The organism is Bradyrhizobium sp. 4 (assembly GCF_023100905.1).
GTDB lineage: Bacteria > Pseudomonadota > Alphaproteobacteria > Rhizobiales > Xanthobacteraceae > Bradyrhizobium.
This window is the reverse complement of record NZ_CP064686.1, coordinates 5,500,739-5,519,746: the sequence shown is the minus strand read 5'-3', so window position 1 is coordinate 5,519,746 and position 19,008 is coordinate 5,500,739. Positions and strand designations below refer to the sequence as shown.

The 19,008-nt window shown below is 62.9% G+C and carries 29 protein-coding genes; 15 read left to right on the top strand and 14 right to left on the bottom strand.

The window, feature by feature from the left end:
• Positions 1-21 precede the first annotated feature (21 nt).
• The 4 genes from rocF to IVB45_RS26310 all read left to right on the top strand — a co-directional run bounded on the left by rocF (position 22) and on the right by IVB45_RS26310 (position 3,347).
• Positions 22-999 carry an arginase gene (gene rocF / locus IVB45_RS26325; protein WP_247290496.1) on the top strand — a complete coding sequence of 326 codons (978 nt, stop codon included), beginning with the start codon at positions 22-24 and terminating at the stop codon, positions 997-999.
• Between the two features lie 161 nt (positions 1,000-1,160).
• The gene (gene soxC / locus IVB45_RS26320) at positions 1,161-2,432 is read left to right on the top strand and encodes a sulfite dehydrogenase (RefSeq protein WP_247356480.1); all 1,272 of its coding nucleotides are present in this window, start codon (positions 1,161-1,163) and stop codon (positions 2,430-2,432) included.
• Positions 2,419-2,961 carry a cytochrome c gene (locus tag IVB45_RS26315; protein ID WP_247290492.1) on the top strand — a complete coding sequence of 181 codons (543 nt, stop codon included), beginning with the start codon at positions 2,419-2,421 and terminating at the stop codon, positions 2,959-2,961. Before soxC ends, IVB45_RS26315 begins: the two co-directional genes overlap by 14 nt.
• 101 nt (positions 2,962-3,062) lie before the next feature.
• On the top strand, positions 3,063-3,347 hold the full coding sequence (locus tag IVB45_RS26310; protein WP_247356481.1) for a hypothetical protein: 285 nt from the start codon (positions 3,063-3,065) through the stop codon (positions 3,345-3,347).
• A 6-nt stretch (positions 3,348-3,353) separates the two neighbouring features.
• On the opposite strand, the gene IVB45_RS26305 is transcribed toward IVB45_RS26310, so the two are convergent.
• Positions 3,354-4,568: a mandelate racemase/muconate lactonizing enzyme family protein gene (locus tag IVB45_RS26305; protein ID WP_247356482.1), complete on the bottom strand. Its 1,215-nt coding sequence runs from the start codon at positions 4,566-4,568 to the stop codon at positions 3,354-3,356.
• A 173-nt stretch (positions 4,569-4,741) separates the two neighbouring features.
• Between IVB45_RS26305 and IVB45_RS26300 the strand changes: the two genes are divergently transcribed.
• On the top strand, positions 4,742-4,930 hold the full coding sequence (locus IVB45_RS26300; RefSeq protein ID WP_027566617.1) for a hypothetical protein: 189 nt from the start codon (positions 4,742-4,744) through the stop codon (positions 4,928-4,930).
• Positions 4,931-5,084: 154 nt separating this feature from the next.
• Here IVB45_RS26300 and IVB45_RS26295 read toward each other — a convergent pair whose 3' ends face one another.
• Together IVB45_RS26295 and IVB45_RS26290 are read right to left on the bottom strand one after the other, a co-directional pair.
• On the bottom strand, positions 5,085-6,371 hold the full coding sequence (locus IVB45_RS26295) for a divalent metal cation transporter (RefSeq protein ID WP_247356483.1): 1,287 nt from the start codon (positions 6,369-6,371) through the stop codon (positions 5,085-5,087).
• Positions 6,372-6,654: 283 nt separating this feature from the next.
• Positions 6,655-6,840 (bottom strand): hypothetical protein, encoded by a 186-nt coding sequence (locus IVB45_RS26290; protein ID WP_007612773.1) that lies wholly within the window; start codon positions 6,838-6,840, stop codon positions 6,655-6,657.
• A gap of 270 nt (positions 6,841-7,110) precedes the next feature.
• Between IVB45_RS26290 and IVB45_RS26285 the strand changes: the two genes are divergently transcribed.
• From IVB45_RS26285 to IVB45_RS26275, 3 genes are all read left to right on the top strand, one after another.
• Positions 7,111-7,404 carry a hypothetical protein gene (locus IVB45_RS26285; protein WP_247356484.1) on the top strand — a complete coding sequence of 98 codons (294 nt, stop codon included), beginning with the start codon at positions 7,111-7,113 and terminating at the stop codon, positions 7,402-7,404.
• Between the two features lie 88 nt (positions 7,405-7,492).
• Entirely contained in the window at positions 7,493-7,669 is a 177-nt protein-coding gene (locus IVB45_RS26280) for a hypothetical protein (protein WP_247290480.1), read from the top strand.
• 136 nt (positions 7,670-7,805) lie between these two features.
• Positions 7,806-8,009, top strand: coding sequence for a hypothetical protein (locus IVB45_RS26275; protein ID WP_247356485.1), 204 nt, complete (start codon positions 7,806-7,808; stop codon positions 8,007-8,009).
• Positions 8,010-8,027: 18 nt separating this feature from the next.
• On the opposite strand, the gene IVB45_RS39110 is transcribed toward IVB45_RS26275, so the two are convergent.
• Positions 8,028-8,375, bottom strand: a complete 348-nt coding sequence (locus IVB45_RS39110) for a hypothetical protein (protein ID WP_249800050.1) — start codon at positions 8,373-8,375, stop codon at positions 8,028-8,030.
• Positions 8,376-8,487: 112 nt separating this feature from the next.
• On the opposite strand from IVB45_RS39110, the gene IVB45_RS26265 reads away from it, so the two are divergent.
• Positions 8,488-8,664: a hypothetical protein gene (locus IVB45_RS26265; RefSeq protein WP_247356486.1), complete on the top strand. Its 177-nt coding sequence runs from the start codon at positions 8,488-8,490 to the stop codon at positions 8,662-8,664.
• Between the two features lie 19 nt (positions 8,665-8,683).
• Here IVB45_RS26265 and IVB45_RS26260 read toward each other — a convergent pair whose 3' ends face one another.
• On the bottom strand, positions 8,684-9,460 hold the full coding sequence (locus IVB45_RS26260) for an EAL domain-containing protein (RefSeq protein WP_247356487.1): 777 nt from the start codon (positions 9,458-9,460) through the stop codon (positions 8,684-8,686).
• Positions 9,461-9,627: 167 nt separating this feature from the next.
• Here IVB45_RS26260 and IVB45_RS38950 point away from each other — a divergent pair, with 167 nt between their 5' ends.
• Together IVB45_RS38950 and IVB45_RS26255 are read left to right on the top strand one after the other, a co-directional pair.
• Positions 9,628-9,750 carry a hypothetical protein gene (locus IVB45_RS38950; RefSeq protein WP_256469443.1) on the top strand — a complete coding sequence of 41 codons (123 nt, stop codon included), beginning with the start codon at positions 9,628-9,630 and terminating at the stop codon, positions 9,748-9,750.
• Between the two features lie 344 nt (positions 9,751-10,094).
• Positions 10,095-10,343, top strand: coding sequence for a hypothetical protein (locus IVB45_RS26255; RefSeq protein WP_027566624.1), 249 nt, complete (start codon positions 10,095-10,097; stop codon positions 10,341-10,343).
• Positions 10,344-10,457: 114 nt separating this feature from the next.
• Here IVB45_RS26255 and IVB45_RS26250 read toward each other — a convergent pair whose 3' ends face one another.
• Positions 10,458-11,018 (bottom strand): hypothetical protein, encoded by a 561-nt coding sequence (locus IVB45_RS26250; RefSeq protein ID WP_247356489.1) that lies wholly within the window; start codon positions 11,016-11,018, stop codon positions 10,458-10,460.
• Between the two features lie 322 nt (positions 11,019-11,340).
• On the opposite strand from IVB45_RS26250, the gene IVB45_RS26245 reads away from it, so the two are divergent.
• Entirely contained in the window at positions 11,341-11,610 is a 270-nt protein-coding gene (locus IVB45_RS26245; protein ID WP_027566626.1) for a hypothetical protein, read from the top strand.
• On the opposite strand, the gene IVB45_RS26240 is transcribed toward IVB45_RS26245, so the two are convergent.
• The 5 genes from IVB45_RS26240 to ligD form a co-directional block, all read right to left on the bottom strand.
• On the bottom strand, positions 11,604-11,810 hold the full coding sequence (locus IVB45_RS26240; protein ID WP_247356490.1) for a hypothetical protein: 207 nt from the start codon (positions 11,808-11,810) through the stop codon (positions 11,604-11,606). The two genes, IVB45_RS26245 and IVB45_RS26240, sit on opposite strands and share 7 nt — an antisense overlap.
• Positions 11,807-12,007 carry a hypothetical protein gene (locus IVB45_RS26235; RefSeq protein WP_027566628.1) on the bottom strand — a complete coding sequence of 67 codons (201 nt, stop codon included), beginning with the start codon at positions 12,005-12,007 and terminating at the stop codon, positions 11,807-11,809. The genes IVB45_RS26240 and IVB45_RS26235 overlap by 4 nt, the downstream gene beginning before the upstream one ends.
• 232 nt (positions 12,008-12,239) lie before the next feature.
• The gene (locus IVB45_RS26230; RefSeq protein ID WP_247356491.1) at positions 12,240-12,926 is read right to left on the bottom strand and encodes an SOS response-associated peptidase; all 687 of its coding nucleotides are present in this window, start codon (positions 12,924-12,926) and stop codon (positions 12,240-12,242) included.
• A 71-nt stretch (positions 12,927-12,997) separates the two neighbouring features.
• On the bottom strand, positions 12,998-13,354 hold the full coding sequence (locus IVB45_RS26225; RefSeq protein WP_247356492.1) for a hypothetical protein: 357 nt from the start codon (positions 13,352-13,354) through the stop codon (positions 12,998-13,000).
• A gap of 311 nt (positions 13,355-13,665) precedes the next feature.
• Positions 13,666-14,589 (bottom strand): non-homologous end-joining DNA ligase, encoded by a 924-nt coding sequence (gene ligD, locus IVB45_RS26220; protein WP_247356493.1) that lies wholly within the window; start codon positions 14,587-14,589, stop codon positions 13,666-13,668.
• Positions 14,590-14,723: 134 nt separating this feature from the next.
• Between ligD and IVB45_RS26215 the strand changes: the two genes are divergently transcribed.
• The 3 genes from IVB45_RS26215 (at position 14,724) to IVB45_RS26205 (ending at position 15,958) form a co-directional block, all read left to right on the top strand.
• Entirely contained in the window at positions 14,724-14,909 is a 186-nt protein-coding gene (locus tag IVB45_RS26215; protein ID WP_247356494.1) for a DUF3606 domain-containing protein, read from the top strand.
• Positions 14,910-15,086: 177 nt separating this feature from the next.
• Positions 15,087-15,377, top strand: a complete 291-nt coding sequence (locus IVB45_RS26210; protein WP_247356495.1) for an H-type lectin domain-containing protein — start codon at positions 15,087-15,089, stop codon at positions 15,375-15,377.
• Positions 15,378-15,610: 233 nt separating this feature from the next.
• Entirely contained in the window at positions 15,611-15,958 is a 348-nt protein-coding gene (locus IVB45_RS26205; protein WP_247356496.1) for a hypothetical protein, read from the top strand.
• Positions 15,959-16,215: 257 nt separating this feature from the next.
• Here IVB45_RS26205 and IVB45_RS26200 read toward each other — a convergent pair whose 3' ends face one another.
• The 3 genes from IVB45_RS26200 to IVB45_RS26190 form a co-directional block, all read right to left on the bottom strand.
• Positions 16,216-17,742: an FAD-dependent monooxygenase gene (locus IVB45_RS26200; RefSeq protein ID WP_247356499.1), complete on the bottom strand. Its 1,527-nt coding sequence runs from the start codon at positions 17,740-17,742 to the stop codon at positions 16,216-16,218.
• A gap of 261 nt (positions 17,743-18,003) precedes the next feature.
• Positions 18,004-18,348: a response regulator gene (locus IVB45_RS26195; RefSeq protein ID WP_247356501.1), complete on the bottom strand. Its 345-nt coding sequence runs from the start codon at positions 18,346-18,348 to the stop codon at positions 18,004-18,006.
• A gap of 107 nt (positions 18,349-18,455) precedes the next feature.
• The gene (locus IVB45_RS26190; protein ID WP_247356504.1) at positions 18,456-18,656 is read right to left on the bottom strand and encodes a hypothetical protein; all 201 of its coding nucleotides are present in this window, start codon (positions 18,654-18,656) and stop codon (positions 18,456-18,458) included.
• Positions 18,657-19,008: the final 352 nt, after the last annotated feature.

The window sequence follows — 19,008 nt, the reverse complement described above, 5'->3', positions numbered from 1 at the left end:
TGCTGATGTCAGGAGACAGCTGTGACCGACCGGACCACGACGGATCGAGCCCGGCGCATCGCCTTGCTCGGCGCTCCCATCGACATGGGGGCTTCGCAGCGCGGTACCCTGATGGGCCCTGCGGCGCTCCGCACTGCCGGCCTTGCGACACTGCTCGAGAGCCTGGATTTCGAGGTGGTCGATTACGGCGATCTCTCGGTGGCCGAGCTCCGGGATCTCGCAGACAGGGCCCCCGACAAAGCCAATCACTACCGCGAAATTCAGCGCTGGACGCGCGTGCTGAGCCGCAGAGGCTACGAGATCGCGAAAACCGGCGCGCTGCCGATTTTTCTCGGCGGCGATCACACGTTGTCAATGGGATCGGTGAATGCCATGGCCCGTCACTGGCAGGAGCGCGGACGCGAGCTGTTCGTGCTCTGGCTCGATGCCCATGCCGACTACAACACCCCGGAGACGACCATCACTGCCAATATGCACGGCATGTCGGCGGCATTCCTTTGCGGCGAACCCGGCCTCGAGGGGTTGCTGGGCGACGATCCGCGCGCCTCGATCGATCCCGACAGGCTCGACCTGTTCGGCGCGCGCTCGATCGACAAGCTCGAAAAGGAGCTGATGCGCACGCGCCGGATCAGGGTCGTCGACATGCGCCAGATCGACGAATTCGGCGTCGCCGTGCTGATCCGCCGCGTCATAGAGCGCGTCAGGGCCAGCAACGGCGTATTGCATGTCAGTTTCGACGTCGATTTTCTCGACCCCTGCGTCGCACCTGGCGTGGGCACGACGGTGCCGGGTGGAGCGACCTATCGCGAGGCGCATCTGATCATGGAGCTCCTGCACGATTCCGGCGTAGTCGGTTCACTCGACATCGTCGAGCTCAATCCGTTCCTCGACGAGCGTGGCCGCACCGCGCGCACCGCGGTCGAACTGATCGGCAGCCTGTTCGGCCAGCAGATCGCCGACCGGCCGACCCCGAGCAATGCGATCGCGCCGGGCGAGTGACCGACGAGCCGTTTGTGCGTTGCGAAGAAGAGAATTGCCGTCGCCGCCACCGGATTTAGATCAGTCCAGATCGAAATCGCCTGTTTTTGAAACAGGTGCGAATTGCAAATGCTCGTCGCAGAATGTTTCATGCGGGTCGCGCTTCAACCGAGGATCCGCAAATGAGCCGCACGTTCGACGCCGCCGACAAACCCGCGGGGACGACTCGCCGCCGCTTTCTGCGCGGCAGCGCTGCCGCTGCGGGTGGTGCTGTCCTGGGCGCCGGCGCATCGGTTGCCGCCGGGATCGACAACCTTCCACCCAACATTCCCGAATGGATGAAGGCGCCGGGCGAACCGACGGGGGGCCAGCTCTATGGCGCGCCATCGTCGTTCGAGAAGGGCGTCGTCAAGAACATCTCGAAGACTCTCAAACAGTACATCTCGGCCTCCAGCCGGACGCCGTTGCAGGAACTCGATGGCATCATCACGCCGAATGGACTGTTCTACGAGCGTCACCACGGCGGCGTTCCGACCATCGATCCGGCCCAGCACCGGCTGATGCTGCACGGGCTGCTCGAGCGCCCGCTGATCTTCACAATGGACGATCTCAGGCGTTTCCCGTCGGAATCGCGCGTCCACTTTCTCGAATGCTCCGGCAATCCCGGCTACAGCAAGCCTTACGGCAAGACAGCGTCGGACCTTGTGGGTCTGGTGAGTTGTGCAGAATGGACCGGCGTCAGCCTCAAGCTGGTGCTGCAAGAGGCCGGGCTGAAGCCGGAAGCCAAATGGGTCGTCGCCGAGGGCGCCGACGCGGCTGCACTGACCCGCAGCATCCCGATCGAGAAATGCCTCGAGGACGCCATGCTGGTCTACAGCCAGAACGGCGAGCGGCTGCGCCCGCAGCAGGGCTATCCGCTGCGGTTGTTCCTGCCGGGCTTCGAGGGCAATATGAGCGTGAAGTGGCTGCGCCGCCTGCATGTGACGGCTGAGCCGGTTTACTCGCGCGAGGAGACCTCGAAATACACAGACCTGCTGCCGGACGGCACCGCGCGTGAATTTTCGTTCTACATGGAGGCGAAGTCGATCATCACGAGGCCCTCCGGCGGCCAACGCCTGGGCGCGCCCGGCTTCCACGAGATCACCGGCATCGCCTGGAGCGGGCATGGCAAGATCGCGCGCGTCGAAGCGTCCGTCGACGAGGGAAAGAGTTGGCAACCGGCGCAATTGCAGGAGCCGGTGCTGACGCGAGCGTTGACACGCTTTCGCCTGCCCTGGCAGTGGGACGGCAAGCCTGCCGTGATCCAGAGCCGTGCCATCGACGAGACCGGTTATGTGCAGCCGACGCTCTCCGAGTTGCTCGCGGTCCGCGGCGAGAACTATTTCTACCACAACAACGCAATCTGGCCCTGGCGCATCGCGGCTGACGGCGAGGTGACCAATGCGCTGGCGTGAGACTTGCGGCATTGCCGTCGTCATCTTGCTGTGTGCGTTCGCGAGCGGAGCGCAAGCACAAAGCCTGTACGGCCTCGGACGCCCCGCGACAGCTGCGGAGATCGCGGGCTGGAATATCGACATCGGACGCGACGGCAGCAATCTCCCGAAGGGAAGTGGCTCGGTCAGCCATGGGCGCGAGGTGTTCGCCCAGCAATGTGCATCATGCCATGGCGACAAAGGCGAGGGCGGGCTGGGTGACCGGCTCGTCGGTGGGCAGGGCACGATGGCAACGCCAAAGCCGATCCGCACCGTCGGCAGCTATTGGCCATATGCGCCGACGCTGTTCGACTACATCCGCCGTGCGATGCCGCAGAACGCGCCGCAATCGCTGAGCGATGAGGAGGTTTATGCGGTGTCCGCGTACATCCTGAACCTGAACGGGCTGGTGGGAGCGGATGCGACGCTCGATGCCAAATCGCTTGCGGCTGTCAAGATGCCGAACCGCGACCGGTTCGTCGGCGATACGCGGCCGGATGTGAAACACTGAATGCCTTGGGGCGATCAGGTTCCCCGTATGGGCTGGACAACGGCGGAACTCGCAGGACGCGACTGCATTAACCTGTGAGAGGAAAACGTATGGATTCCACGATGCCAACGGATCGCTTCGCAAATTCCGTGTCCTCAGCGCTTCGCCATCCCGGCGTAATCGCGTTGATTGTGGCCGCTGTGACCATTGCTGCGATGCTCATCGTCGATCATGGGCCATGGAATCGCGCCAAGACGCAGCCTGCTCACGTTGCGATGTATGCGACCACGGGCGAGGCCGCACGCGCCGCAGGCGCCGCAGTGCTCCCGACCGAACAGAAGTCGCCGCTCGAGCCGGAGCGGCCGGGGCCCAAGACGTCCCCGACCGTCAATCCAGTGACGCCGTAAGACGCTCTAGCTCTTGCGGCCGTAGTTGAGCAGTCCGCCGGTGGTCTTTGGCGGGTGCGCGCGAAGGGCTTCCTCGTTCGGATCGGTGCCCCAGCCGGGTCGGTCCGGAATGACCAGATGGCCGTTCTGAATTTCGGGCTCATGCGTGAACAGTTCGCGGTCCCATGCCAGGCGATCGATGTCGATCTCCATGATGCGCAGGTTCGGCACGGCGGCGCAGAAATGCGCGTTCATCATCGAGCAGAGATGGCCGTAGAAATTATGTGGCGCAACGTTGACTTCGAACGCTTCCGCAGCGGCTGCGATCTTCATCGACTGCCAGACGCCGTTCCAGGGTGTGTCGATGATCGCGACGTCCATGGCCTGCTCGCGGAAATAGGGCAGGAATTCCCGCAAGCCCAATAGCGTCTCGCAGGACGAGATCGGATGCGGACTTTGCCTGCGGATGTACCCGAGCGCTTCCGGATTGAAGCTGTCGATCTCGATCCAGAACATGTCGAGGTCCGCAATGGTGCGCAGGATCTCCAGATAGCCCTCGGTCTTGGCGTTGAAGTTGCAGTCAAGCAGGATGTCGACATCAGGGCCTGCACCGTCGCGGATCGCTTCCAGATGCATGCGCAGGTCGCGCAGGATCTTGCGATCGACGTTGATCTCGGGGGCGAAGGGCGAGCCGAAGCCCGGTCGCCAACCGGTTGGCTTGCCGTCGTCGTAGGAGAAGATGTTGGTCTTGAGCGCGGTGAACTTGTTCTCGCGCACTTCGCGTCCCATTGCCTTGACGCCGTCAAGGTTCTCGATCGGCGGCTTGTACCAGGACGGATGATTGATCCGCCACGTCGCGCAATGCGACCAATAAACCCTGACACGGTCGCGGATCTTGCCGCCGAGCAGTTCGTAGCAGGGCACACCGAGACACTTCGCCTTGGCATCGAGCAGCGCATTCTCGATCGCGCCGAGCGCCTGCGCCACCACGCCGCCGGCGGCGGGACGCGTGGCCGCGAACAGCTCTGCGTAGATGCGCTCGTGCCGGAAGACGTTCTGCCCGACGACGCGGGCGGACAGGCGCTGGATCGCAGCGCCGACGCCAGGCGAGCCGAAGCCCTCGTCGAACTCGCTCCATCCGACGATGCCGTCCTCGGTCGTCAGCTTGACGAAGTGGTAGTTTCGCCAGCCGGCGTCGCAGGCGAGAATTTCAAGACTCGTTGCTTTTGATGATCTGGTCATGTCGCTCCCTGTGACCCGGCTGGGTCCTTTTTTTGTTTGGCCGGCTCGCAAGCCCCGCTCCAGCCGCAACTGTTAAGCTAATGGCCCTGCGCAGTGAAGCCCGCGGAGCTGCGCCGGGGGCGCTTTGCCGCCTTTCTTCGGCGGGAAGGTTGGGGAATCCGGTGGGGACAGCCATGATCTTTCCCGGGATCGTCCTGAAAAGGGACCATGCTTTGACGTTTTTGGCCACAATCGGGATCGACCCTCCGGCCATGAAATTTCTGGCTGTGATTTCGATCCTGGCGCTGCTCACGATGGGTGGAGCCGCCATTTCCGATCAGTTTCTGACGGCCGATCAGCACGTCGCGCACGGGGTGGAATAGCGCGGCGGGCGGAGATGCTTTTTGTCTTGGGGGAGACAGCGATGCTTTCGATCGACCAATTTCTGCGCTTCATCAGCGTGCCGGCCGTGTTCGCGGCCCTCGTCATCGCCTCGCAGATATCAGCAGCCTTGTCGCAAGGTTAGTGAAAGGCTGGTCAGCCGATCGCGGACGAGCCGAGCAGAGCGAGCACGGCCAGCGCCATCAGCGCGGTGCCGAGCCAGCCCAGCGCGACCAGCCAAGAGCGGCCCTTGAAGCGGCCCATGATCGCCTTGCTCGAGACGATCAGCATCATCATGGCCATGATCGGAACGGCGACGATGCCGTTGAGCACGGCGCTCCAGACCAGCATGTGGATCGAATCGATGCCGGTGAAACCGAGTCCGAAGCCCATGATGGTTGCCGCGGCGATGATGGTGTAGAAGCCGACCGCCTCGTCGGGCTTCGCTTCCAGCGTCGCGCGCCAGCCGAAGATCTCCGCCACGCCGTAAGCGGCCGAGCCCGCCAGCACCGGAATCGCGAGCAGGCCGGTGCCGATGATGCCGGTCGCGAACAGGGCGAAGGTGAAGTCGCCGGCGAGCGGCCGCAGCGCTTCGGCGGCCTCCGTCGCCGAATTGATGTTGGTGACGCCATTCGCGTGCAGCACCGACGCGGTGGTGAGGATGATGAAGAAGGCGATGCCGTTCGAGAGCAGCATGCCGGCGATGGTGTCGGACCTGATGCGCGCCAGCTCCGGACTGCCGCCGCGCTTGAGCTCGCGCAGCGGCTTGTCGCGCTTGCCCTGGTTCATCTCCTCGATCTCCTGCGAGGCCTGCCAGAAGAACAGATACGGGCTGATCGTGGTGCCGAGCACGGCGACGACCATCATGAAATAGTCGGCGCTGACATTCGTCTTCGGCCACACCGCCGCGAGCAGCGCCGTGCTCCACGGGATCTTGACGGTGAAGGCGGTCGCGACATAGGCGAACAGCGCCAAGGTGAGAAATTTCAGCACCGGCGAATAGCGCCGATAGGGCAGGAACACCTGCAGCAGGGTCGAGCCCGCCGCGAAGATCAGCGCGTGCTCGTGGTTGAGGCCGCCGATCACCAGCGACAGCGCCTCCGCCATCGCCGCGATGTCGGCGGCGATGTTGAAGGTGTTGGCGGCGACGAGCATGGCGACCAGCGACAGCACCGCCCAGCGCGGCGCGATCTGCATGACGTTGGCGGCGAGCCCCTTGCCGGTGACGCGGCCGATCCGGGCGCTGACGAGCTGGATGGCGATCATGAACGGCGTGGTCAGAAACACCGTCCAGAGCAGTCCGTATCCGAATTGCGCGCCGGCCTGCGAATAGGTGGCGATGCCGGACGGATCGTCGTCGGCCGCCCCGGTGACGAGACCCGGCCCCAGCCTCTGCAACAGCGTCGGCGCGGATTTCGCAGGGGTGAGGGCACTGTCGGTCATGCAGGAGGACCTCGGTCGGGCGCGTCCTTCACAAATGCTAAGCAGGAAACAAGGTTCCCGAGCCGGGGTGAGCGGGCGCCTCATCCAATTCGGATAAAGCTAATCGCCTTCGACTCGTCGGGCAAAACACCTGTATAAGTTCATCATCGGAGAATACCCGGTGCCCGCTTTGGCGCGCATCCCCGGGCGCAACCGGGCGGCCATGGACGGCTGTCGCGCATTCCGCAACCCCCGTATTACGGACACCAGCAAGGTGTTCGTCCCGCAGAGAGTGCGGTCGGGATTATTTGATGCTGACGAACATGCCCCAGGCGCCGGCCAGCGCGGCGCCGGAAAAGACGATCAGCGGGTTGTCGCAGAACGCACTGCCATAGGTGCACATGGTGACGCCAAACGAGCCGATCTCGTGATGGCTCGCGGAGTAGAACAGTCCGGACAGCACCAGCAATGCGGCGGCGACGACATACATCGACGATCTCTCCGAGCTATCCCCCTTGCGTCTGTCGCAAGGGACCTGTCAAGGGACGCGTCCCAGCATGGCGCGAACCCATTGCGTCCTGCCGAATTCTCCCTGCTGCATTTGAACTAAAGTTGGCTCGTCCCGCAGGATGCCGCCGTCGGCTGCAGTTTGCTGCGCAATCTGGACGTGCGGGCGGGAATGGAATATCTGCGCGGGAACTGTTGGACGCGCTCTCCATTAACGAACCTGAACAATTGGACCAACTGAGGGGAGTGGCCCATGGGCGCCGAGCGGATGCACCCTCCGCGGTACTGGCGGATGCGGGCGGAAGAATTCCGCACCAAGGCGGACAATTGCGAATATCCCGAGACGCGGGACGTGCTGCGCAAGGTGGCGGAAAATTACGACGAACTGGCCCGCCGCGCCGCGCGCATCTCCACACTCGAAAGCCTGGACGAACTGCGGGGGGGGGGGAGCCCGCCAACAGCAAGCCGGCTTGATCGTTCAGGACAAACCCGCTTGATGGTTCAGGACAAAGCCCATGACCAGCGCGCGCGATCATGGCGCGTCTAGGCCCTCGCTTCTATCGGAAGCACCGCCCGCCATTGGAACGAATGTCCACTTTGGCACTTAGGAACTCGGTCCTCCAATGAGGGATGAGATGAGCAGCGAACAGCAGGGCCCGGCAACGAGGCCGGATCAGCATTTCAGGCCGGGGCCGGCCTGCCCCAAATGCGAGAGGGGGACGCGCTGCCTGACCTCGATCTTCGACGTGAGGCGCGATTGCTCGATCCTGATCTATCGCTGCGACTCGTGCCGCGAGGACGTATGGATCTGAGTGAGGGGGTCCCCAGCGTCGGCCCCATCTGCGGGATGGCCTTTTGCGGGTCGCAGAGGAACGCCGCATAGGAACTTCGCTTGTTTCGCGCGCTTTTCGTCTGCATCGACCACGCAAGGCGAGACAGCTTCCGACCATGCAATCACGCTACCCGTTGTTGAAGAAGTGGACAACGGAAGAGCACGAGCGGCTGAAGGCGCTGGCCGAAGCCGGCTGGCGGCCGGACGAGATCGCCGGCGAGCTTGGTCGCAGCGAAGCGGCGGTGAGGGTGCGCGCCTGGCAGCACGGCATCGCGCTGCGCCTCGTCACGCAGAAGCGCGCACGATCCGATCACCCATGACATACCGGGCCGATGGCATTACTTTGGCGCCTGCAAGCCTGGGGACTTCAACCAATCGTTGATGTGCGCGGACGTCTCCGCCAGGCGTGCCCGCCTGAGAAGACTGTCGCGCTCCGCGCCTGCGGGTAATTGATTGGCCAGGTCTTTGAACTTGGCGGCCAGTTCGGCCAGTCGCTCTTCCAGGGAACGAGTATGCTTCACTCTGCGGCGATGTCCGATCACGACGCACGCTCCTGAGCTGTTGACGACGACTCCAAAACTGAAAACGGTAAGTTCAGTTCCCTGCTCGGAACAAATTATGTGCTTTTCAATATGCCTTCGATGGCCGTGGGTTAAACAGCAGCCCAAGTCGATGGAGACATGCATGGTCTCGCGTGCTGCCGTATCTGGTCGCCGGTCTCGTTAAGTTCACTTCTGAACTGTCCGCAATCATCTCTTGACCTACTTCGCCCATCGAGCAGGAAGACGGGAGCTTGTCATGCTCACCAGCAAGGAATTCGAGGCGTATCTCGACCGGCAGAAAACGCATCAGCTTGATGGAAGCCAAACGACGCCGCAGATGCTGCGCCGTTCCCGGGAGCAGATCGCGGCGTCAATGGCGCTGCTTCAGCACCAGGTGCCGAAGATTTGGCATCCCGAGCCTCCAGAACAATAGAGACCTCGTCCACCGTTCTTCACGAGGCACTTGCGATCGAGACATCCAGCCGCTGGAGTCCCGCAACCTGCGGCAGCGACATGAAGCCTGGTTTGGCGAAATAGTAACCCTGGAACAGCGCGATGCCGGCGGCCCGCAAGGAAGTGAGCTCGGCCTCGCTCTCGACGCCTTCGGCCAGCACGGTGATATCGAGCTCGCGCGCGATCGCGGCCACCGAGGCGACGATCACCTGCTTGGGATGGCTGAGCTGGATGTCTCGCACGAGCTCCATGTCGATCTTGATCAGGTTCGGCTGCAACCGCGCAAGCAGGCTGAGGCCGGCATAGCCCGCGCCGAAATCGTCCAGTGCGGTCCAGAACCCGAAGGCCTTGTAGGCGCGGACGATGTTTTCGATATGGGCGGGATCGCTGATCCGCTCGTTCTCGGTGAATTCGAACATCAAATTCGAGGTCGGAAAGCTCGCGCGGCGCGCGGCCTCCAGCGATTTCTGGATGCATGCGCGCGGCTCGTAGACCGCGTTCGGCAGGAAGTTGATCGAGAGCCGCGCCTCCGGATCGTCGAACAGCGCGCCTGCGGTTTCGATCGCCAGCACGCGTGCGGCCTGGTCGAAGCGATAGAGCTGCTGGTCGGTGAGCTGGCTAAGGACGCTATGCGCACTTTCGCCGTTCGGACCGCGCACCAGGGCCTCATAGCCCCAGATGCGGTGCTCGACGACGTTGACGATCGGCTGAAACGCCATCTTGAACTGGAACGGGAGCTCGGTCCCGTCGGCACATCCCGCACACTTCACAGCCATCACGCGAACCCCACGTCCTCTCAAGCGCCGCGGGAAAAACTAGGTCGCAGGCGTTAAGGAACAGCGAAGAGCAGAACGATAGAAACCTCCTGCTCCGTCCCGCGTTTGCGCGGATGGCGAACCGAGATACCAGGCAGCGGCCGATGTGTGCCGCGTGCAACAAGCCCATGACCTTCATCGACGCGGTGAGTTCACCCGAGGGGGCGATTGCGATCTTCCGGTGTTCCGGCTGCAACAAGCTGTCCTGGGAGAAGCCCAGGCGAGACCAGAACCAGGCGCGCTCGGGTTGAATTTGCGCGGGGGAAGAAACGGCCCCAGCCCGGGGGCGGAGCTGAGGCCGTGGGGGGTAGCCGGTCGTGCATCCGGACCGACGCACCGATAACCTTTGGCCCGAACAGCTGTTCCTATTTCAGACGACCATGTCGCGCGTCGCGACGAAACACGCCTGAAACAGTGCTGAAACCCGATTGTCTCGAACGCCCCGCCCGCTGTGCCCGACCAACCTAGCGAAAAGGAGATCATCATGATCCAGGTCGGTTCGAAGGAAGAAGTCGCGTTCTTGCTGGCGCTGTTCGGCACCCACACCCAGCCGGTCAAGCGGCCGGCGAAATCGCGCGCGTGAGGCGCTGATCCCATGCCAGGTTTGGCCGAATGCCAGAGCCTCTTGCGGCTTCTGATCGCAAGGGGCGACCCGAAGGCTATCCCGCTCGCGAAGGGCGCCATCGATCAATATCTGAACACGGCGCCAATCTGCATGCGCGGCCGCGGCCTGCGCGTGCTCCAGCGCGACGCGCTCGACCAGCATGGGACCGCGGTCGGCGTGCAGCGCTCGTTCGCCGAGACGGTGGATGCCTATATCGTCGGGAAGCTTGCGGAGGAGTGAAGGGCCGAATGTCGTTTCGCCCCTGTCGCTTTCGCTTCAAGAAGAGACACGAACGCGGCAGGCGATGCTGCCGCGTTCGATTTGGTCATCGTATCCTGAGCCCGGCTCCCGCGATTACTGGGTCGGCGGCAGCACGGCCTGCGTGGTCTGCTGCGGCAGGTTGGTGTAGGTCGCGCTTTCCTTGGTGCAGATATCCCTGAACACCACGACGCCGGCCTGCGGATATTCCTTCACGAGGCAGTTGCAGTTGTTGTTGACCACCGGAGTGGGCGCAGCCGCCGCGACCGGTGCCGCAACCACGGTGGCGGGCCGCTGCACGACCACCGTCTTCTCCACCACCTGCGGCGTCGGAACGTACACCGGCCTGTTCACGACAACCGGATACTGGACCGGCCGGACCACGACCTGCGGCGGGATATAGACCGGCGGCGCGGGCCGCGGATAGACGACGACCTGGGGCATCGGCCGGGGGCCGGGATAGACGACCGGGCGCTGGCCGCCGTTGCCGCCATAGCCGTTGAAATGGGGACCGAACTGGGGCCGCGCCTGCGGCGCGTTGCCGTACTGTCCGTTCTCGCCCCAGCCGGCCTGAGCCGAGCTGCTCGCAACGCCTGCCGCAACACTGGCCAACACGATCGCTGCCGCCATCTTCGTGATCATCAGGGTCTTCGTCATGGTCCACCTGTCTGGTTGTTTGTTTTGTCTCATGCCGTCGTCGTGGGATGAGTGATAGGCGGACATGGCGCGTGCATCCGTGACGCCGCGCACACAGCAGGCGAAATCCTCCTTCGTTGGAATGAGAGATGACGGGGGAGGGGCGGCGCGGCCGGCGCTCGTTGCCTGCCGGATCGACCTGAGATGGGTACACGCAGGCGAAGTGCAGGCGCAGGTCGGGAAAACCCCGGGTTCCCGGAACCCGTTGATTCCACCAGATTTTTTCGGGGCCGCCGGAAACTCTTTGTCCGCTTCGGGCCTATTACGGGCAAAGGATGCTGCAATGCCCCGATATTATTTCGACCTGCGCGACGACACCGGTGTAGCGCTCGACGAGGAAGGGTTGGAGCTGGCCAGCGCGCGCGCCGTTCAGGCGGAGGCCGCCAAGTCGGTCGCGGACATGGCGCGCGATGCCATCCTCTCCGCGCCTCCCGCGGGTGCCAGGCAGACCATGGCGATCGACGTTCGCGATGCCAAAGGTCCCGTGATGCAGGTCAAGTTCTCGTTCGCGATCGAGACCTTCAGGCCGCCCTCGACATCACGCGATCATTGACGCGTGAGAAATTCCGGCGGGTAGGAGTCGGGCTCGAGCACGGCGATCTTGCGGCCGAGCTGCCAGACCTCCACCTTGCCGTGCCGCGTGAACTGCTGCGCGAAGGTGAGGGCGTTCGCATCCGACGCGGCCTCGAACGCCTCGGCGGAGCGGAACACGCCGTTGTCGCCGACCAGATAGGCGCGATATTGCTGCATCATGACGGTGCCCTCAGCCCTGGCGATTGCAGCCAGGCGTCGATGTGCATGGCGGTCTCGTCCTGCCGCGCGCGGCGCAGCAGCATCTCGCGGCGGCGCCCCGGTGCCAGCGTGCGCGCTTCCTCGCGCAGCCGGGCGGCCTCCTCGGCCAGCCGTTCGGTGAGTGTCGTGGTCTGCTTGAATCGTCGGCGTGTCGGCATGCACGTCTCCCTCGTTCGTGTGCGGGGTGGGAGCGCTTTTTCGGCGTTCTCATCACCGGTCGACGCCAATTGCCTTGCGGTGATGGATAAAGCTTACGCCCCGCGTTTGAGGGAGAGACACAGCATATGATATGTCGGCGGATTAAATTGCGTGAGCAGGTTCAGGGTTTGAGCGGGTTACTCAACTTGAGGCAATGTTCACTTTTGGACAGAAGCGCACGCTAATCGGACGTTAGCCCGGCTCGGACGCCGGCAAGTTCGCGGTCAAGGCGTCTTCTTTCTCGATTCCCCGCGCCACGATCTTCAAACTCTCGTCGGGCAGCGGCCGCTGCAGCGCCTTGGCTTCATCCCAGGGCGCCCTCAGCCAAACCTCTCGCTCCTCCGCTGAGGTCAGGATCACCGGCATTGCTTTCGGATGGATCGGTTCAACGACTGCATTTGGCGTCGTTGTCAGAAATCCGTACACCTGATGCGGCCCCAGAACGGGCTTCGACTTCGAGCCGCGATCACCATTGAAGGTCGTCCAGATGCCGGCGAACGCGAACAGCGGACGAGCCTCCGAAAGCGCGAACCACACGATGTCTTTCTTCTTCGTCTCCGGGTTGGGCTCCGGTGCGTATTCGGCAAAGCTGTTGACCGGGACGAGGCAGCGGTGCTCCGGCTTGAGCCACGCGCGCCAATGCGGCGACGAGGTGTTGCGAATGTTCGTCACGGGCGGGCCGCCGGTACGCGGCGGCGGCGGCATGCCCCAGCGCATCAGCACCATCTCTCGCTCGCCGGCTGCGTCGCGGATGACCGGCGCGGGGTAATCCGGAAACACGCCGGGCATCGGGGCCAGATTTCCTTCATAGCGACGGACGACCCGAAAGAGGTCGGCTATCGCGGCCTGATTGGTGGTGATCGAATAGAGATTGCACATATGTTCGACGATCCTTAGCGCTCGCCGGGCCACCAGTAAGATGCCGGATTATCCGCCGAGATTTTCGTTGGTCATAATGCAACAAGTGCGCTTCGCTTATACGGATAGCGCCGCACTTCCGAACAGTCCTTGCATCGCATGTAGCGCTCAAGTTCATGCACCGGCGTCGTCTTGGCACGACGGACGATATCGAGCGCCACGGTTTGGTTGGTGTCGCATCCAAGGCATCGCACTTCGAGGTATAGGAAGCCGGCGTTGATGGCGTCTCCGATCGTCGGCGATGGCTGCGCCGGGCCCTTATAGCCAAGCATCCGATAGTTCCAGGCCGCGCAAGCCAGTTTGTCGGCCTCCTTGCGCGCCTCCTTGGCGCGCTCGGCCGAAATCTTGATTTGAGTGCCGTAGAGATGTTGGCGGGACTTGGTGCTCATGCGGCGATCAAAGCCATGTGCCGGCCAAGCTGGCAAATTATCGATGGGTGGTAGGCGAGGAGCGCAATGAGCTACTGCCTGTCGTGGCTGTGGAAAACCAAGGCGCATTCAAATGCTGACCAACTGGCGGCCCGTCCCCTTGCAATCGACGCAGGCCAGTTCGCCTCCGACCATCTCCGGAGGAAACAGGCAGCGCCCGCCTCCGTCGCATTCCAGGCAGACGATTTGGCCGGCACCGCATTCGACGTCCTCAACGTCGGTCTCGAATTCGGTGTTACAATTATGGGCGCAGTAAACCACCATCTGCTTTCTCACAGATCCTCCCTCAACCCTTTGAAGAATGGATGCCGGACTTTTCCCTCGGCCGACTTGGCGCGGTATTCGATTTCCGCAAGCAGCTTCGGCTCGACCCAGATGCCCTTGTGCGCGATGCGCTTGGCGTAAGGTTGCGTCTTGCGAATGAGCGGCTTCAATCGATTTTGCAGTTCTGCGGCAGATGTCTTGTCGAAGCCGTGGTCAACCTTGCCCGCATAAACAAGATGATCTCCCTTATGGCGCCCCAGATACATGCCGTCCCATTTGCCTTCATCGAGTGCGAAGCCGGCGATGGTTAGCGTCTCTCGTTGCGCGCAAGTTGTCTTGACCCAGTTATTGCCGCGGCCACTATTGTAGATGCTGTCGCGAACCTTGGAGACCACGCCCTCAAGCCCGACCTTGCAGGCATGTGCGAACATCTCGCGCCCTTCGATCTCGAAGCTCTCGCTGAATTGCACGTCGGTTCCGGAGATGATCTTCTTCAGCTCGGCCTTGCGCTGGAACAGCGGCAGGCCCCGCAGGTCTCGCCCATTGAGATGAAGCAGGTCAAATGCCACGAGCATGATCTTGGACGATGTGCCCTTCAGCTCGTGTTGAAGGACGGAAAAATCGGTGCTGCCATCGGCAGCAGGGACGACAACCTCGCCATCGATGACCTCCGATCCCGCCTTGATGTGCCAAGCGTCGTCGGCAACTTTCTTGAAGCGTTTGGTCCAGTCGTGACCGCGACGGGTGTAGACTGTGACGGCCTCGTTGGCCAAATGAAGCTGCACCCGGTAGCCGTCGAACTTGATTTCGTGAATCCACCGCTCTCCGGATGGCACGCGGTCCATCGCCGATGCCAAGGCCGGTTCGATGAAGCCGGGGAAGGGCGCTTTCACGCCGATCACCCCCGGCTTACGCTGACGCTGAAACGCCACTGACAAACTCCACGCAACGAACACGTTGATTCGAATCCTAAAGGCCGGATTCGTTCCGCTGATTGGCGCGGCCCTAATGGGCGCTAGGAACCGTTTGAGTCCTCTTGCGTTTTGCAGGTGCAAGGAGCGTCAACATGGCTAAAGCGAAGAAGCAGACCGCTCGCGGTCGCAAGCAGGACCGCGCGCGCGTGGCGGGCGGACAGAAATACGAAGTGAGCTACGAGGCAAAGAAGACGGGCCGCTCGGCTTCTGCCGTGAAGAAGGCGGTCAAGAAGGTCGGCAGCAGTCGGAAGAAGGTGGATCGTAAGCTGGGGGGCTGACAATTTTGCGCCAGTCCGTGGGTTCGTGGCAAGCCGGTCGCGTGAGCGGCCGGCTTTCTTTGGGCCCAGGTGTCGCGTGCGGGCCTAGCCTCTAACTTTAGGATGGTTGCAAAAACAGGCGCCCTCTGCTGTAGTTGTTGCGGGAAACTATTCCCGCTTTAATTGATAGGGGCATTCATGAAAACGTTTTCTCTTGGTGCAGCCTTGGCTGGTGGCACCGCTGAATTCGATACGTCTGGTCAAACCAAGTTCAATATTCCTTACGGTCGCGACATCAAGAATGCGAAACCCGTCGTGTTGGCCTCCTTGACCGGTTTCCATATTGGAGGAGATCGTGGAGTGACCAGCCTATTTGTCGAGGTTACTCGTGCCGACCAGAAAGGTTTCGACGTCGAGATCATGCAATCAACCGAGAAGTCGGTAACCCGATTCGCAGTCTCCTGGATCCTGTTCGCGGCTGCAGGTTGAATCGATTCCGGTCAGCCGGTCGCGCTGGCTGGCCCTTCATTCCATCCGCGCCTGACATTGAGGTCATCTGTTGGCCCTCAGCGGGCGTGTCAGCACATTCCGCTATTGACTACGGATTTGACACGTCGGGCAAAACACTGGCAGAATAGCATCATTGAAGATCAGCCCGCGCGGAGCAATCCGCCGCGGGCTTTTTGTTTGCGGAGACTCGTCATTTAATAAACGGATTTCCAATGACCAAATTTAGGAGAAGGACCGAGCTGCGTCTTCCTGTTGCTCAGCATGTGGCCAGTGAAGGTTTCAGGGCACCAACGCTGGGCGATATCGAAACCCTGGCACGCGCCAAGACCGAAGCCGCACTCAACGTGCTTGCTGCCATCATGTTTAGAGAGACAGCGAATGCCTTCGCGCGGGTGGCCGCCGCAAACGCTATTCTCGATCGTGGATGGGGCAAGCCGGTGCAGCCCTTAGCGACGGACGCACGGCCGCGCGAATTGCTGCAACGGATCGAACGCATCATCGTACATCCGGATCATCCATCGATAGTCAACAATGAGACGCGCGAACCCGAGGCTTCGTAAGCTTCGCATCGTCTTGTCTCCAGACGAGGAATTGCAATGAAAACACCGTCGCCATCGACTCCCGTGGCGCCTGAAAATATGCATCCACAGCAAGAGAACGCGGCTCTGATCGGTTTACCTCGATGGATGCGCGACGCGCTATCTCGTCAGCCGGCCCCCACGCCACCGCAGCAAGCCGGCAGCGTCGATGAGCCTGCGCACGGTGAGCGCACGAATATTCGAATCTTGAGCCGCGTTCCTTCGCGCCCGACCTGAAACTAGTCTGCGGCCGGTCCGAACCACCTCGTCATCGCCTCTGCAAGTCCGTGTTGGCTCTCGTCTCCCACCCAGGCCACGTGCCCGTCGGGCCGCACCAGCACGGCGCCGGGTGCTGCGACTTGTCCGATCGCCGGAAGCTGCCACGGGCCGTCGTATTCGGCCTCGATGTGGTCGATGCGATCGGTCCAGGGCGCGATGTCGAAGCCGCCTGTCTTGACAAAATCGAGCAGCACGCCGCACGCGCGGTGCAGCAGCGTGAACAGTCGCAGCGGACGCCCGTCCACCGTCAGATCGAGATCGGGCATGCGCCGCCCGAGCAGCGCGTGTCCTTCGCCGAGATCATAGTGCACGTCGAGCCCGCTCATCATCGCGCCAAAACGCTGGCGCGGCGCGTCCATGGCGAGCAGTTCGGACACGATTTCGCGCGCGGCCTTGAGGCCGTCCTCGCCGCGGCGGAGCAGGGCGATTTGCGCCTTGGTGTTGCGCAAGGTCCGCGCGGCGAGGGGATGGCGCTCGGCGTGGTAGCTGTCGAGCAGGCTGTCGGGCGACAGGCCCTTGACCACTTGCGCGAGCTTCCAGCCGAGATTGACGGCGTCCTGCACGCCGATGTTGAGGCCCTGGCCGCCGACGGAGTGATGGATATGCGCGGCATCGCCGGCGAGCAGCACGCGACGCTTGCGATAGGACACGGCCTGCCGTGCCGCATCGGTGAAGCGGGAGATCCAGGACGGGTTCTGCAGGCCGAAATCGGTGCCGTAGACGGCGACGAGGGCGTCGCTGAGATCGCGCGGACCGGGCGCGCCGGTGCGATCGAGCGTCGCTTCCGTCACGACCGCCAGCACGCGTCCGCTCTCGGTCTTGCTGAGGCCGTGAAAGCCGAGCGCGTCGTGGCGCAGGCCCCATGCGGGCTCGTCTCGCATCTCGACTTCGGCCATGAGGTTGCTCAGCGTTGGCTCGGAGCCTGCGAAGTCGATGCCGGCGGCCTTGCGCACCAGGCTGCGGCCGCCGTCACAGCCGACCAGATAATTCGCGCGCAAGGTCTCGCCGCCGGACAGCGTCACGTCGATGCCGGCCTCGTCCTGCGCAAAACCCGTCACCTCGCGGTTTCGATGGATCGGCACCGCGAGCTCGCCGACCCAGTCGGCCAGGATGCGCTCGATGTGGCTCTGCCGCAGTGCGAGCCCGTAAGCGTGCCGGGTCGGGAGATCGCTGATGTCGAGCCTGGTCCAGGCGAAGCCTGCGAGCTGGGTGATTTGTCCTTCGCGCAGGAAACGATCCGCGATGCCGCGCTGGTCGAGGATCTCGATGCTGCGCGCGTGCAAGCCGCCGGCGCGGGTCTCGGCGATCGCCTGGTCGGCGCGCCGTTCGACCACGGTGACGTCGACCTGTGCGAGCGCGAGCTCCGCGGCCAGCATCAGGCCGGTCGGGCCAGCGCCGGCGATCACCACGGCGTGGTCGTTTGCGTGGTGGGCGCCGGTGGCTTTGCTGTGGCCGCGCGTCCGGGACGTCGGAAGCAGTACAGGCATGTGATGACCCCTCGGGTTTGGATGGTGTTCGGGTCGAGGGTTCTACGGCAGGGTCGGGGGCTTGAAGCAAGCCCGTTGCACACCACATATCTGAGTGGGGAGAGGGAAATCCTTTGTCCGCATTCGGCGCGTTGACACGTCGGGCAAAACACCGGCATAATGCCATCATCGAAAAGAGTTTGGTTCAACCCGCGCGGAGGCGATCCGCCGCGGGTTTTGTTTTGGATTTTTGCGCTGTCCGGCGTTTCGGGCTTGCGACCTTCAGCAGATGCCGACAGTCCGCTGCATGGTGCTGGCGAGTTCCTCGAACGAGAACGGCTTTCTGATCATGGGAAGGCCGTCGCGCCGGGGTTCACGTCCCGACAGTTGCAGGATCTTCAGCTCCGGGCGGCGTCGTCTGGCCAGCTCGGCGAGTTCGTGACCGTCCATGCCGGGCATGTTGATGTCGGTGATGAGGATGGAGATGTCCTGGTTCTGCCTGAGCCGGTCGAGCGCATCCGGGCCGCTATTGGCGCTGATGACGCCGCAGCCGAGATCTTCCAGCATGCCCACAAGGACATCGAGCACGCCGGGATCGTCGTCAACAACCAGTACGGTGTGGCTCATCGCAGAATGTTCCTCCTGAAGGAATAAACGCGCCCGCCTTGGTGTAAGTTCCGCACGGCGTGGTCGAATGAGCGATGTTTCACACGTCGCGCCGCCTGCGGAGCGGCCTAATCGTCCTTCGACAAATCGCCGGGGCCGGTGGGGAGGTCGATGGTGCCGCCCTCGCCATGCACGAGATCGCGGTCGTTGTTGTCCGTGTCGCCGGGGTCTTCAACGACGGTCTCTTGCGTCTCGCGCGCCTTGTCGATGCGCGGCTTTGGTCCTGTAAGATTTCGCGATGTGTCTTGTGATGGAGTCTTGAGCGTCATCTGCCGGCCTCCTGATCGCCTAACGCAGCTTGAGCGAATTCGTTCGTTTGACACGTCGGGCAAAACACCGGCATAATGCCATCATCGAGACGAGTTTGGTTGACCCGCGCGGAACGCATCCGCCGCGGGTTTTTTCGTCTCGATCGAGATCGGACGGCGGCGGCGCATTGCGGCCACGCACTCGTCAAACCTGGAGCGCCGATCGGCGCGCCGTCGTCCGTACCATTGCTGGCCGTGCACGCGCGAACGTGCCGGCCCGCGGCGCTGGGCCAGTGCTCGCGCCGCTGCGGCCTCCGGGAACGGAGATAGGGTTCGCGCCCGAAACGATCGCGCTTCGTCTCGCGATCTGCCG